12 protein-coding genes and 1 pseudogene are annotated in these 13,966 nt (G+C 36.2%); 12 read left to right on the top strand and 1 reads right to left on the bottom strand.

Annotated elements, in window-relative coordinates; all coding sequences use genetic code 11:
• Positions 1-18 precede the first annotated feature (18 nt).
• The 7 genes and pseudogenes from FFX44_RS09430 (at position 19) to FFX44_RS09400 (ending at position 8,137) form a co-directional block, all read left to right on the top strand.
• Positions 19-447, top strand: a complete 429-nt coding sequence (locus tag FFX44_RS09430) for a DUF1934 domain-containing protein (protein WP_289980351.1) — start codon at positions 19-21, stop codon at positions 445-447.
• A 43-nt stretch (positions 448-490) separates the two neighbouring features.
• On the top strand, positions 491-1,060 hold the full coding sequence (gene rpoE / locus FFX44_RS09425; RefSeq protein ID WP_289980349.1) for a DNA-directed RNA polymerase subunit delta: 570 nt from the start codon (positions 491-493) through the stop codon (positions 1,058-1,060).
• Between the two features lie 191 nt (positions 1,061-1,251).
• Positions 1,252-2,847, top strand: a complete 1,596-nt coding sequence (locus tag FFX44_RS09420; protein WP_289980348.1) for a CTP synthase — start codon at positions 1,252-1,254, stop codon at positions 2,845-2,847.
• A gap of 362 nt (positions 2,848-3,209) precedes the next feature.
• The gene (locus tag FFX44_RS09415) at positions 3,210-4,472 is read left to right on the top strand and encodes a UDP-N-acetylglucosamine 1-carboxyvinyltransferase (RefSeq protein ID WP_289980347.1); all 1,263 of its coding nucleotides are present in this window, start codon (positions 3,210-3,212) and stop codon (positions 4,470-4,472) included.
• Between the two features lie 57 nt (positions 4,473-4,529).
• Positions 4,530-5,792, top strand: a pseudogene (gene rho / locus FFX44_RS09410) (transcription termination factor Rho); the annotation flags it as partial.
• 223 nt (positions 5,793-6,015) lie between these two features.
• Complete coding sequence (locus FFX44_RS09405) at positions 6,016-6,273, top strand: type B 50S ribosomal protein L31 (protein ID WP_289980345.1); 258 nt, start codon at positions 6,016-6,018, stop codon at positions 6,271-6,273.
• A 556-nt stretch (positions 6,274-6,829) separates the two neighbouring features.
• Complete coding sequence (locus tag FFX44_RS09400) at positions 6,830-8,137, top strand: NCS2 family permease (protein WP_289980344.1); 1,308 nt, start codon at positions 6,830-6,832, stop codon at positions 8,135-8,137.
• A gap of 422 nt (positions 8,138-8,559) precedes the next feature.
• On the opposite strand, the gene FFX44_RS09395 is transcribed toward FFX44_RS09400, so the two are convergent.
• The gene (locus FFX44_RS09395) at positions 8,560-8,697 is read right to left on the bottom strand and encodes a hypothetical protein (RefSeq protein ID WP_289980343.1); all 138 of its coding nucleotides are present in this window, start codon (positions 8,695-8,697) and stop codon (positions 8,560-8,562) included.
• A 191-nt stretch (positions 8,698-8,888) separates the two neighbouring features.
• Here FFX44_RS09395 and FFX44_RS09390 point away from each other — a divergent pair, with 191 nt between their 5' ends.
• From FFX44_RS09390 to murF, 5 genes are all read left to right on the top strand, one after another.
• Positions 8,889-9,320 carry a GNAT family N-acetyltransferase gene (locus FFX44_RS09390; protein WP_289980342.1) on the top strand — a complete coding sequence of 144 codons (432 nt, stop codon included), beginning with the start codon at positions 8,889-8,891 and terminating at the stop codon, positions 9,318-9,320.
• A gap of 702 nt (positions 9,321-10,022) precedes the next feature.
• A complete protein-coding gene (locus FFX44_RS09385) occupies positions 10,023-10,580 on the top strand; it encodes a LemA family protein (RefSeq protein WP_289980341.1) in 558 nt (185 codons plus the stop codon).
• A 24-nt stretch (positions 10,581-10,604) separates the two neighbouring features.
• Positions 10,605-11,489 carry a zinc metalloprotease HtpX gene (gene htpX, locus FFX44_RS09380; RefSeq protein ID WP_289980339.1) on the top strand — a complete coding sequence of 295 codons (885 nt, stop codon included), beginning with the start codon at positions 10,605-10,607 and terminating at the stop codon, positions 11,487-11,489.
• Positions 11,490-11,520: 31 nt separating this feature from the next.
• The gene (locus FFX44_RS09375; protein WP_289980337.1) at positions 11,521-12,303 is read left to right on the top strand and encodes a hypothetical protein; all 783 of its coding nucleotides are present in this window, start codon (positions 11,521-11,523) and stop codon (positions 12,301-12,303) included.
• A 259-nt stretch (positions 12,304-12,562) separates the two neighbouring features.
• The gene (murF, locus tag FFX44_RS09370; RefSeq protein WP_289980336.1) at positions 12,563-13,945 is read left to right on the top strand and encodes a UDP-N-acetylmuramoyl-tripeptide--D-alanyl-D-alanine ligase; all 1,383 of its coding nucleotides are present in this window, start codon (positions 12,563-12,565) and stop codon (positions 13,943-13,945) included.
• Positions 13,946-13,966 lie beyond the last annotated feature (21 nt).

Here is a 13,966-nt window from a genome sequence, read left to right as displayed (position 1 = left end):
GACAAAAGGGATGATTTTTTGAGTAATGGGACAGCTATTTTAATAACACTCCAAACTTTCACCAAGCAAGAGGGCACAGTCAGTAAATATAATCGTAAATTTGAGGGTCGCTTATTTCAGATGGGGAATTCAATTTATCTGCGGTACACTGAAGACGATAACAATGAGACTGCGGTTGTGACCTTTAAGATCAATAATGATGGTAGTATTCAATTGACACGTAAAAGTAAGACAATGCGGACGCAGCTCTTTTTTGAAGATAATAAAAGAATATCGGCTACTTATCGAACACCATATGGTGAGATTCCGATTGAAACGGTCACACCATCATTAAATGTCAATATTAGTGATCTGCCTTTGGCGGGAGCAGTACGCGTTGACTACCTGCTGTACAGTGGTAGCAAACTTCTTGGAGAGTACAAAATAAGATTGCAATTTACTGGATAAGAATGTATGATAATATTTAGACTGTAGAAGGGACGTGTACCGTTTGGAGCTAGAAAAATTCAAGGATGCTAACAGAAGCGAACTATCATTGATTGAAGTTGCACATACGATTTTAAGTCAACGAGGGGATGTTACTCCTTTTGCCGATTTGGTGAATGCTGTGCAAGAATATCTTGGCAAGAGCGATGAAGAAATCAGAGAAAGACTCTCACAATTTTACACTGACTTAAATGTAGATGGTAGCTTTATTTCTTTGGGTGACAATCTTTGGGGCTTGCGTTCATGGTATCCGTATGATTCTATTGACGAGGCAGTTGTTCATACTGAAGATGAAGAGACTGACAAGCCAAAGAGTAAAAAACGCAAGAAGGTCAATGCGTTTATGGCTGATGCAAGTGAAGATGATGACGTCATCGATTATAATGATGATCCAGAAGATGACGATTTGGATACTGATTATACGAACGAGGACGATAATACTGAACTTAAAGAATATAGCAAAGATTTGAATGATATTGATGATGCGGATGAGGATGAAGAGGACTTGCCTGATGGAATTGAAGGTCAGTTAACCGAGATGTCAGATGATATTGAAGACGATGACGAATTATAGTTACTAGGTCTTGACTAGTTAATTATTTTTGGGTACAATCTTTGTTGGGCACTTCATACTTTTGTGTGGAGTCATTGGACGGTAATTATACAAGCTCCCTATTCATCAGAATAGGGAGCTTGTTATTTTATTTTTTATAGGTGCATCAATTGCGTGTCTACCCTGAAAAAATATTTAAAGGAGAATTTTTAATGACCAAATATATTTTTGTGACAGGTGGCGTTGTGTCATCATTAGGAAAAGGAATTGTTGCTGCATCTCTTGGAAGGCTGCTTAAAAACAGGGGATTGAAAGTCATGATTCAAAAATTCGATCCCTACATCAACGTCGATCCTGGAACGATGAGTCCTTACCAGCATGGAGAGGTTTTTGTAACAGATGATGGTACTGAGGCGGACTTGGATTTGGGACATTATGAACGGTTTATTGATATTAATTTGAACAAATATTCAAATGTTACGACGGGTAAGATTTATTCAGAGGTTATCCGTAAGGAACGCCGGGGTGATTATTTGGGAGCAACTGTCCAGGTAATTCCACATATTACCAATATGATTAAAGAGAAAATCATGCGTGCAGGAACTACCACTAATGCTGATGTTGTCATTACAGAAGTTGGAGGAACGGTGGGTGACATTGAATCTCTGCCATTTTTAGAAGCACTGCGTCAAATGAAGGCCGAGGTTGGCAGTGAGAATGTTGTCTATATTCACACAACTTTAGTACCATATCTTAGAGCAGCTGGGGAAATGAAGACAAAGCCAACACAACACAGTGTTAAAGAACTTCGTGGTCTAGGAATTCAACCAAATATTTTGGTGGTGAGAACTGAACAACATATTTCTGAGAGTATGCGTAATAAAATTGCAAGTTTTTGTGATGTTGAACCTGAAGCTGTGATTGAGTCGATGGATGTTGAAACTTTATATGAGGTTCCATTGAATTTGAAGGCACAGCATATGGATGATTTTGTTTGCAAGTTGCTTCACATTGAATCTCCAGAGTCAGATATGTGTAAATGGGAAGAACTAACCAATAAAGTTAAACATCTTGATCGTTCAGTGAAAATTGCTATAGTCGGAAAATATGTAAAACTACCTGATGCTTATATTTCAGTTGCTGAAGCTTTGAAACATGCTGGGTATACAATAAATGCAGATGTTGAAGTGGTACTATTTGATTCAGAAAAATTGAATGCTGAAAACGTTATAACAGAATTAAGCCCATATGACGGTATTGTTGTACCCGGTGGATTCGGAGATCGAGGGCTTGAGGGGATGATTGAGTCAATCAAGTATGCTCGTGAAAATAATGTGCCATTCTTAGGAATATGTTTAGGAATGCAAATGGCTTGTATCGAATTTGCTCGTAATATTGTGGGACTTGCAGATGCAAACACGACAGAAGTTGACCCTAAGTGTTCGAATAAAATTATTGACTTAATGGCTGATCAAGAAGACGTTGAAGAAATGGGGGGCACTCAACGGCTAGGGCTGTATCCATGTAAGCTAAAACAGGGTTCAGTTGCTGCTGCAGCTTATGGCAATCAAGAAGTAATTCAAGAACGCCATCGTCATCGCTATGAATTTAACAATGAATATCGAAAGTCATTTACTGAAAATGGATTGACATTTGCGGGGACTTCCCCTGACAATCATTTGGTTGAAGTTGTTGAGTTAAGTGAGCACAAGTTCTTTGTGGCTGCACAGTACCATCCTGAATTTCTTTCACGGCCCCAAAGACCTGAAGGACTATTTCAGGCTTTTGTAGTTGCAAGTGCTAAATAAAAATTTTAGTAATTAAAATAGTGTAAGACAAGTGATTATCGTAGAGTTGTTATTTAAGGTAATCACTTGTTTTTTTGCAATATGTGAAAATAATTATATGACTTCTGAAATTAAATTTTTATGTAATTAAGATAGTCAAAGAAACAAGTACGATGTGTAAAATGAGAACTAATTATTTTTTTCGAAGGATAGGAAAATAAATTTCTTAAATTAAGCCTTTTTTAATTGAAACCTGTCTGCCTATCTTGTAATATGAAAAGAGATGCTTTTTGTGCCAAATATTGTAGTACCAAAAATACGGAGGCATCTAATTGCGTATTATATTATATTGACTTGATAATCGAGTGGAGATTTTAAAAAAAATGAAAAAAATGATTATTAGAGGAGGGCAAAAACTGTCAGGCAAGGTCACAATCGGCGGAGCAAAAAATAGTACAGTTGCCCTCATACCGGCTGCAATTTTAGCAGATACACCGGTTAAATTTGATTCAGTCCCAGATATTTTAGATGTTCATAATTTGATGTTAATCCTAGAATCAATGAATGTTAAATCGGTATTTGATAAAGGTGAATTAGAAATAGACCCTACACAAATAAAAAGTGTACCATTACCAGGTGGGGCGATTAAGAGTTTACGTGCTTCCTATTATTTTATGGGCGCGCTCCTAGGCAAGTTTGGTGAGGCAATTGTTGGTTTTCCTGGTGGAGACAATATTGGGCCAAGACCAATTGATCAGCATATTAAAGGATTTAAGGCGCTTGGGGCACAAGTGGTTGAAGAAAATGATGCAGTAAGAATTAAAACTGGAGAAAATGGATTACAAGGTGCACGAATATTTTTTGATATCGTTTCTGTTGGTGCAACGATTAATGTTCTTTTGGCTGCAGTTAGAGCAAGCGGTACAACTATTATTGAGAATGCGGCAAAAGAACCTGAAATAGTGGATTTAGCGACTTTCTTAAATAATATGGGTGCTCAAATTCGCGGGGCAGGAACCGATGTTATCCGAATAAAAGGTGTTTCGAGTCTAAAAGCTACAAATACACATACGATTATCCCAGATAGGATTGAAGCGGGGACTTATTTGGCATTTGCTGCTGCAAATGGAGATGGTGTACTGGTAAAGAACGTTATTACTGAACATTTAGAACCCTTTATTGCTAAACTTGTTGAAATGGGGATTTACTTAGAAGTTAATGAAGATAGTATCTACGTAAAAGGCGGCGATAATTTAAGCCCGGTAACTGTTAAAACCTCACCTTTTCCTGGATTTGCAACAGATTTGCAACAACCAATAACACCATTGCTGATGAGAGCAAATGGAGAAAGTAAAATCATTGATACGTTATATCCTGAACGTATTAAACACATTGCTGAAATGCAAAAAATGGGAGCTGCAATATCAAGCCGTGATGGAATAATTACTGTTGGACATTCTGATAATTTACGTGGTGCAACCGTCAAAGCGAGTGAGATTAGAGCAGGTGTCTCGTTGGTGGGATTGGCGCTGATGTCCAAGGGTGTCACGACTATCACACACGCGGATAATATTTTGCGAGGCTATGAACGTATTATTGAGAAGCTAAGAGATTTGGATGTTGAAATTAAAATAATTGACGAATAAGCGAAGCATAATAACAAGCAAATTAGTGATAATTGAGGAGAAAAGACTACGAAGAATCTAACATTAGTTGATTTAAAAATTAAAAATTTAAAAGAAATTTACTCATATGCTCGTGATTTTAAAATTCCTTATTACAGTCAGATGAATAAAAAAGAACTGTCTTTGGCAATTATCAGGGCGCAGGCACAGGAACAAGGCTTCTATTACATGTCAGGCGTTCTGGATATAACAACTCAGCAAGATGGTTTTGGTTTTTTGCGTCCTATTAACTATGGCTCATCTCAAGAAGATATTTACATCTCCTCATCACAAATTAGACGCTTTGGTTTACGCAATGGTGATTTAGTTGCGGGGAAAGTTAGACAACCAAAACCAAATGAACGTTATTACGGAATGATGCATGTTGACAGTGTTAATGGAAAGCATCCTGAAGAGGCAAAAGAAAGACCCCATTTTCCTGCATTGACGGCCTTGTATCCAACCAGACAATTGAAGCTTGAAACGACGCAAGGAGTCTTGTCTACCAGAATTTTAGATTTATTTGCACCAATTGGTTTTGGTCAGCGTGGCCTGATTGTTGCACCCCCAAAAGCTGGGAAGACAAGTTTGTTGAAGGCAATTGCTAATGGAATTACACAAAACTTTCCGGAAGTTAAGCTGATTGTATTATTAATCGATGAGCGCCCCGAAGAAGTTACAGATCTTGAAAGGACAGTAGATGGCGAGATTGTTTATTCAACTTTTGATCAGAAACCGGAAAATCATGTAAGAGTTTCAGAACTTGTTTTAGAGCGTGCCATGAGATTAGTGGAGGATAAACAAGATGTTGTCATTTTGTTGGATTCATTAACAAGATTAGCTAGAGCATATAATTTAGTAGTTCCTCCAAGTGGACGAACGCTCTCAGGTGGAATTGATCCGGCAGCTTTATTCAAACCTAAGAAATTTTTTGGAGCTGCTCGAAATATCGAAGAAGGCGGCAGTTTAACAATTTTAGCAACTTCACTTGTTGATACTGGCAGCAGGATGGATGATGTCATATATGAAGAGTTTAAAGGAACAGGCAACCAGGAAATTCAATTGGCCAGAGATTTAGCAGAAAGACGTATTTTCCCAGCTGTCGATTTAAAAAAATCGGGAACGCGCAAGGAAGAGCTACTGCTTTCTGAGGAAAAAATGAATTTTATGTGGAAATTACGCAAGGATTTGAATGGTGATATTGCTAAGCAGACTGAACATGTTATTGTGGCTTTAAAGAAGACAAAAGATAATGAGACCTTTATTAACGAAATAAATAGCAATTTACCACAAAAAAAATAGACAGTACAAAATTAGCAAAATTTGAGAACCAACTCGAAACTATGAGTAATGTGAAGTTAATGGAGAATTTTGACATATGCAGCATGTTTATCCTAACTAAATATAGACTGGAGCAAAATATAACTTTTGACCTCTTCTTGTATTCATGTTAGAATACTTGGTGTTGTACGTAAAAAGATTAACTCTGACACAGCAAATGGGTCAGGGCAAAGGAGAGTATAAAATGAGACCAGGAATCCATCCAGATTATCATAAAGTTGTTTTCTTAGATTCATCTACAGGATATAAGTTTACTTCGGGTTCAACTAAGAATTCAGCAGAAACGATTGAATGGGAAGATGGAAACACATACCCATTAATTCGTGTTGAAATTTCAAGTGATTCACATCCATTCTACACGGGACGTCAGAAGTTTACACAAGCAGACGGACGTGTGGATCGTTTCAACAAAAAATATGGTTTTGCAAATAAAGAAGACTAATTTTTTATAGTTTTAAGTCTAAGAAAACTTAGTAATTTACTGCTAAGATGAATTAGATGGTATATAATCAAATAAAGTATGAATAGCGAAAACCAAGCTAGAATATACTTACTAGATTGGAATTAAGAGCTAGAACTAAAATATAAAGCAACACAATGGTTTGGGCTAAACCTTAGTAAAATAGAGTAAACTGCTGTCTAATACTGAAATGTATGAGATAAGTTATGCTTGTTCCTAGAAGCTCGGTACTTTAGTGCCGACGTAAGTCACTATGAAATAAGCAAGGAAGATGTCGTAATCTCGTGGGAGGTTAGGGCTCTTTTTTTGTCTCTATATTTTATTCAGTATTTTCTGTTGTGCCAGATAATCGTGGCCCATAAAATAAAGTTAGAATTCAAAAATTTCAGTCGTTTATTAACACGACCTTTTGAGTGGAACACGAACATTATGGTTGGATGATATTCGTATTTACATTTTTTTTACATTGTAGTATATTAATAAGCGGGTTTTATATTAAAATACGAATTTCAATGTTCGTAAAAAAGGAGTAAGTATTTTGAAAGAGAAAATCGAATCTTATTTTCAAATTAATGAATTAGGGTCGACTATTGGGCGTGAATTATTGGCCGGATTTACAACATTTATTTCAATGGCGTATATTCTTTTTGTTAATCCTAGTGTTTTAGGCGATTCAGGAATGGATAAGGGTGCTGTTTTTACAGCAACCGCCATCGCAAGTGCAATTGGATGTATTTTAATGGGGTTATATGCAAAATATCCGATTGCTACGGCTCCCGCACTTGGAATTAATGCTTTTTTCACTTATTCAGTTTGTATTGGAATGAAAGTACCTTGGCAAACAGCCTTGGCTGGAGTTTTGATAGCTTCAATTATCTTTTTATTAATTACAATTTTCAAATTACGCGAATTAATTATTGATGCAATTCCTGCTAACTTGAAATATGCAATTTCAGCGGGGATTGGTTTGTTTATTGCATTTATTGGTTTGGAAGATGGTGGAATTATTGTTGCAGATAAATCTACATTAGTTGCTTTAGGAAGTTTTTCTGGGACAACTTGGTTAACCATTTTTGGACTTATGGTGACCGCAATTTTATTGGTACGTCGTGTTCCAGGCAATATCTTTATCGGGATGGCCGCAACTGCTATTTTAGGTATGATTACAGGGATGATTAAATTACCAAGCTCTGTAGTTTCTGGTGCTCCAAGTTTGAAACCAACTTTTTTAGTAGCCGTACAACATATTGGAAGTATTAATTCACTGCAGCTAGTCGTAGTTGTATTAACTTTCTTATTAGTTACCTTCTTCGATACAGCAGGTACTTTGGTGGGATTAGCACAACAGGCTGGTTTCATGAAAGAAAATAAGATGCCAAGAGTGGGTAAGGCTTTATTGTCTGACTCAACCGCGATGACTGCTGGAGCATTGTTAGGAACATCGCCTGTAGGAGCTTACGTAGAATCATCAGCAGGGATTGCTGTTGGAGGCCGTTCTGGACTAACAGCTGTCGTTACAGGAATCTTATTCATTTTTGGAATGTTCTTTTCACCACTTTTGAGTGTTGTTACAAATCAAGTAACTGCACCTGCTTTGATTATTGTAGGTGTATTAATGGCGCAAAACATGAAGAAAGTTGAATGGGACAAAATGGAAATTGCAATTCCGTCGTTTTTAATCTTATTAGGGATGCCATTGACGTACAGCATTTCAGATGGATTAGCACTTGGCGTGATTGCATATCCGATTACGATGATAGCTGCTAAACGGGGAAAAGAAGTTCATCCAATCATGTATGCTTTATTCTTTGTATTCTTGCTCTTCTTCTGGATTTTGAATAATTAAGAATTAGCAAATAATTTTATAGTTTTAAGTCTAAGGAAACTTAATAATTTATTGCTAAAATTAATTAGATTGTATATAATTAAATAAAGTATGAATAGCGAAAACCAAGCTAGAATATACTTACTAGATTGGAATTAAGAGCTAGAACTAAAATATAAAGCAACACAATGGTTTGGGCTAAACCTTAGTAAAATAGAGTAAACCGCTGTCTAATACTGAAATGTATGAGATAAGTTATGCTTGTTCCTAGAAGCTCGGTACTTTAGTGCCGACGTAAGTCACTAGAAAAGGTGTGCTAAAGATTATTGACTACTGATATATAATTATTAACAAAAAGGGGACTGCAAAACGATTATTGCGGTTCCCTTTTTGTTTTATTATTCTAATTGACGATAAAAAACAGTTTAAAAGATTATAACAGGTTACCTTTCAAACTTCTTTGCATCAGCATCAAGTCGTGCAAAACCGGAGCCTTCCTTTTTTGCAGGATGCTTTGCGCGGTCCTCTAGAGCTTTGCGAGCCAATGCTTTCTTTTCTTCTTTACTCAACTTCTTTGACATTGTAATCGCCTCTTTTTGTTGGAATCCACACATGGAATTCATTCCACAATTACATTTTAGTTCAATCATGAACAAAATTCAAAAAAAGATAAAAAAATTCGAGTAACATTGTAATTAATTAATATCTTTTCTTGCAGAGATTATTCATGTAAAATGATTATTAATGAGATATAAAGGAGACTGTGAAATAAATGATTGCCTTTTATAGGACCAATGATTTAACATCTAAAGTTTATCAAGATGCACTAGCAATTCGTAAAGAAGTGTTTGTGTCAGAACAAGGAGTACCTGAAAAACTAGAGGTTGATGCTGAAGGAAGTGCTATGCATTATGTTGGATACATAGAAAGCCAAGCTGTAGTGACTGCTAGAACTATTGTGGAAGATGATGGGGCATGGCATATCCAGAGGGTGGCTACTTTGAATAATCAGCGTCATAAGGGATATGCAAAGGAAATAATGAAGTGTATTGAGGAAATCGCAGTGGATGACAAAATTCCTTATTTAACATTAGGAGCTCAAGACCAAGCACAGGAATTTTATTCTAAATTAGGATTCAATGTTGTCGGAGATGGTTTTTTGGATGCAGGAATTCCACATCATAGAATGAACAAAAAACTATAGTTGACTTATTTAGGATAAGAGAGTATAGTTTACTTCATGCGATGAGTCGAAGTAATCAGACGAATTTATTCGTTCCGCTGCGGCGGCTAGTGATTTTTTTCGAAAGGGACACAAATACTGGCGGATTTCCAGTGTGTCTGTAGGTGTTCATTGTGGAATGACCCTACTATCATTTAATTAATGGTACCTGTTAGTAAGCTATAACAATTTTGTTATGGCTTACTTTTTTATTCAGAATAAATATGTTTCATAATTCTTTAACGACTTTCAGCTTAACGCTGTAGGTATAATTACGTGTCAAAAAAGTACCTCCAAAACTTGACTTGCATATTCAAGTTTTATAAGGCACCTCACTTACATCACACTCTTTTTTCTGAAAAATAATAATAAGATTCAGCATGCATTTAGTTACGGTTTGGTAGTTGTAATTATTGAAAGACATTCTAGAATAATGATTAGCAATCTGAAACTAAATTTTAATAATTTTCAAATTATAATGTAATCGGCTTTATAATAGCAATTAAATTTGCTATGATTGACTTAAGATATCTTATTGGGAGTTTTGTTTGCGGCTATTGAGTTGAAGTGTCTTGTATTAGTGAACTTTTTTCATGATAAGTAGAGGAAAAGTATAGTTACTAGTTCAATAATTTTTATGTAGCTTATCCTTATTCTCAATAATAAACAGTGGAGGAATTTATAATGGCTTGGATTATAATTATCATAATTGTTGCTTTAGTTGTCTTTGGGTATGTTGCTCTTTATAATGGGCTACAGACTGCAAAAGTTTATACAGAGGAATCTTGGAGTCAAATTGATGTTCAGCTCAAGCGTAGAAACGACCTGATTCCAAATCTTGTTGAAACTACCAAAGGTTATGCCAAACATGAACGTGAGACATTTGCAAAGGTTGTTGAGTTACGTAATCAAATGGTACAATTACCAGCTGATGCACATGAGGAAAAAATGGAGCTGTCAAATCAGCTTTCTAGTTCTTTAAAGTCAATTTTTGCATTAGCTGAGAGTTATCCAGATTTGAAAGCTAACCAAGAATTTGCGAAATTGATGGAAGAATTAAGTAATACTGAGAACAAGATAGCATATTCGCGTCAGTTGTTTAATTCATCCGCTGCTTCATTCAATCAAAAATTAATGACTTTTCCATCTAACTTTGTTGCAAGGATACATGGGTTAACAAAAGTTGATTATTTGGAAGTTCCATCTGAAGAAAAAAATGCACCAAAAGTATCTTTTGAATAAAACTTTGTTGAAGGGGTTTTGAAGATGTTATTTCAGCAAATAGCACGCAATAAAAGGCGAACAGTTTATGTCATGATCGCCTTTTTCTTATTAGTAATTCTTATTGGAGCAGCAATTGGTTATGTTTTTTTCAATAGTTCAGTCGCAGGTGTTTTAATGGCTGCTGTCATTGGGGTCTTTTACATGTTTTCGATGTTGGCACGATCGACTGATATAGTGATGGGAATGAATAATGCGGTTGAGATCAAGCAGGAAAGTGACTTTCCAGAACTTTGGCACATAATTGAAGATATGGCACTTGTAGGCAAAATTCCAATGCCGCGAGTATTTACTATTAATGACGAGAGTCCTAATGCATTTGCAACGGGACGAGACCCTGAGCATTCTGCAGTTGCGGTAACTCAAGGGCTACTAACTCGTTTGAATCGCGAGGAGCTTGAGGGGGTTGTTGCCCATGAAGTATCTCATATTCGTAATTATGATATTCGTTTGCAGACGACAGCGTTGGCGCTTGTATCCGTGATTTCAATCTTGGTTAATATTGGATATAATTCATTTTGGTGGGGTGGAGGTCGTAAGCGTGACAACGAAAGTAATGGTGGTTGGCTTGTTTTGGTTTTATCAATTGTCATTTTGGTACTAGGTCCTTTAGCTGCATCGCTGGCGCAGATGGCCTTGTCGCGTAATCGCGAATTTCTTGCTGATGCTTCTGGAGTTGAATTAACACGTAATCCTCAAGGGCTGATAAGTGCATTAGAGAAGATTTCAAATAGTGAACCAATGCAATCAGCTGATCCTAGTAGTTCATCGCTATACATTTCTAATCCATTCAAAGACAGTTCTTGGACACATTTATTTGATACGCATCCTTCAACCGAAGAGCGGATTAAACGATTGAAAAAAATGTGATAATTATTTTAAATAGAATAGAGGATTGATGATGCGTAATAACCTTATATATGTGCACATTGAAAAGGTATCGCATTTAACATTAACATATGGGATTTCAAATTTAGATTTTTTTAGAGGCGTAAAGACTAAGCCACAGAATTTGTTATCACTAGGGAATGTAGACCCTAATCAAGAGATAGATATTTATTCGGGATTTAACATGTATCTCGAAGAAGATAACGCACAGAAATTTCTGTTGCAAAATTCGAATCCTAATATTGACTGGATAGATTTTGATGAAGTTAATGATCTGGAATCGTTAACACCACATGAAGTCGCCGAATTATTATATTTGGGGCATGCGTATACGCATCTTAAGTCTCCTTTTTATTATAAATTACAAAATAATTATGTATATTTAACTTTACCCAATGGTGCAAAAAAGTTATACTATCGATATCTGCCACGTTTCTATCAAATCTTAGCGGTGTGTCTAACTAATAAGTTGGCAAGTACCTATCGTGAAAGAAAGCCCTTTTTAAGATCACGTCATCGTTTTCAAACGCTTGAGACTGCAATTATCAAAGAGATTGATTCTTTATTGGTATGTGGAACAGTATTTGATTTTGGCGAAATTCAAATAAAAGGACAAGAATTGACAGTTCCTTTTTTTCTAGCACCGGATTCCGTGTATCAATTAAAGTGGCATGAGCCCACAATGCTGATTGAAAAATCAAAACTTGTTGGTGAATTAAAATACTACTTGAACACTGCAGAGTGGAAATTAAAAATTTTGGCACCAGAGCTACTTGAAGATAGCTTGAATTTATAATCATTTATCGTTTAACGAAGTTCTTTAATACTAGGAAGACAGAAATATTTTGTTGGCAGAGTAGTGAAAAAGTACTCAGATGATGAGAGTATTAGAAACCAATAAATAATTTCTGTCTTGTTTTGTGTTTAATTTAAGATATTTTAGTTTTTGTGATACAATAGCATAGGACAATTTTAATGGAGATGCTGTGTATATTAGTGAGATGAAGCTGAGAGATTGGCTTTCAGACAGCATGTCATGAAGGGAAGAAATTTACATGAAGATGCGATTAGCGGAAATTGCGAAAGCTCTACAGGTTGAACCGAAAGAAGAATGGGAAGAGATAGTTGTCACAAGTGTCTCTTTTGATACTCGCTCGCTTGAACAAGGTGCGCTATTTATACCACTAGTTGCGGAACATGATGGGCATGATTATATCGAAAATGCAATTAATAGCGGAGCCGTTGCAACATTATGGCAAGAAGGTCATGATGAGAGCATAGTTTCAATTCCTAAATTGGTTGTTTCTGATAGCTTGCAAGCACTGCAAAAAATTGCGCATTATTATCTTCAGAAAATAAATCCCAAAGTTGTCGCTATTACTGGGAGTAATGGTAAGACTACGACTAAGGATATGGTAGCTGCTATCCTTGGAAGAAGGTTTAATGTACAAAAAACACATGACAATTTCAATAATTTTATTGGAGTTCCAATGACAGTGTTATCAATGGAACCAAATACTGAAGCTTTGGTTATTGAGATGGGTATGGACCACTTTGGCGAACTGGATAAACTTAGTCGCCTTGTTGAACCTGATATTGCAGTTATTACCATGATTGGTGAGGCACACATTGAGTTTTTTGGAACAAGAGACAAGATTGCTGATGCAAAAATGGAGATAACCCATGGCTTAAAAGAAGATGGGGTGCTTATCTATAATGGTGATGAACCTTTACTTGTCCAGAGAACTAAGGAGATAGGGCAGGAAACGACTACTTTTGGAACTTCAGATAATGTTAATTTACGTGCACTTAATGTCGTAAGCAATGATAAAGAGACGAGTTTTAGGGTAGCACAGTGGGAGAATGAGAATTTTGTAATTCCAATGATTGGATCATATAACGCAACGAATGCTCTAGCAGCACTGAGTGTAGGGGAATTTTTCAGAATACCTGTTGAGGAGATGAAAAAAGCACTCAGGTCTTTTGATTTGACCAAAAATAGAACTCAGTGGTTACAAGGGGCAAAGGGTGAGCGGATTTTAAGTGATGTGTATAATTCCAACCCATCAGCTGCAAAGTTGGTTATAATAGCCTTCTCAAATTCGGCAACAGATGGGAAAAGGATTGCAGTAATCGGTGACATGTTGCAACTCGGAGACAATTCAAAGGAAATGCATGAAAACTTAGCTGAAGTTATTGATCCAGATAAAATTGATAGTGTGTATCTCTGTGGGGAAGAAGTAGGATATTTGGCTACAAAACTAGCATCAAAATTTGACGAAGAACATCTTCGCTTGTATAAGGCAACCGACAAGCAAAATTTGGTTGCAGCTTTACAAAGTAAAATTTCGGCCGGTGACTCAGTATTGTTAAAGGGCAGTCATGGAGTTCACTTGGAGAATGTATTAGAGAAGTTAATGTTGAAGAATAGTTTTTAATAAAACAGGAGGAAATAATTT

It is taken from the genome of Lactobacillus sp. UCMA15818, from assembly GCF_030400225.1.
In the GTDB taxonomy this organism is placed as follows: domain Bacteria; phylum Bacillota; class Bacilli; order Lactobacillales; family Lactobacillaceae; genus Liquorilactobacillus.
This window is presented reverse-complemented; position numbering and strand designations above follow the sequence as displayed.

What these genes read in the sequence shown, in the direction of transcription:
- FFX44_RS09420 (WP_289980348.1), top strand. Translation starts at nt 1,252, where the DNA reads ATGACCAAATATATTTTTGTGACAGGTGGCGTTGTGTCATCATTAGGA.
- FFX44_RS09415 (WP_289980347.1), top strand. Translation starts at nt 3,210, where the DNA reads ATGAAAAAAATGATTATTAGAGGAGGGCAAAAACTGTCAGGCAAGGTC.
- FFX44_RS09405 (WP_289980345.1), top strand. Translation starts at nt 6,016, where the DNA reads ATGAGACCAGGAATCCATCCAGATTATCATAAAGTTGTTTTCTTAGAT.
- FFX44_RS09395 (WP_289980343.1), bottom strand. Translation starts at nt 8,697, where the DNA reads ATGTCAAAGAAGTTGAGTAAAGAAGAAAAGAAAGCATTGGCTCGCAAA.
- FFX44_RS09390 (WP_289980342.1), top strand. Translation starts at nt 8,889, where the DNA reads ATGATTGCCTTTTATAGGACCAATGATTTAACATCTAAAGTTTATCAA.
- FFX44_RS09385 (WP_289980341.1), top strand. Translation starts at nt 10,023, where the DNA reads ATGGCTTGGATTATAATTATCATAATTGTTGCTTTAGTTGTCTTTGGG.
- htpX (WP_289980339.1), top strand. Translation starts at nt 10,605, where the DNA reads ATGTTATTTCAGCAAATAGCACGCAATAAAAGGCGAACAGTTTATGTC.
- FFX44_RS09375 (WP_289980337.1), top strand. Translation starts at nt 11,521, where the DNA reads ATGCGTAATAACCTTATATATGTGCACATTGAAAAGGTATCGCATTTA.
- murF (WP_289980336.1), top strand. Translation starts at nt 12,563, where the DNA reads ATGAAGATGCGATTAGCGGAAATTGCGAAAGCTCTACAGGTTGAACCG.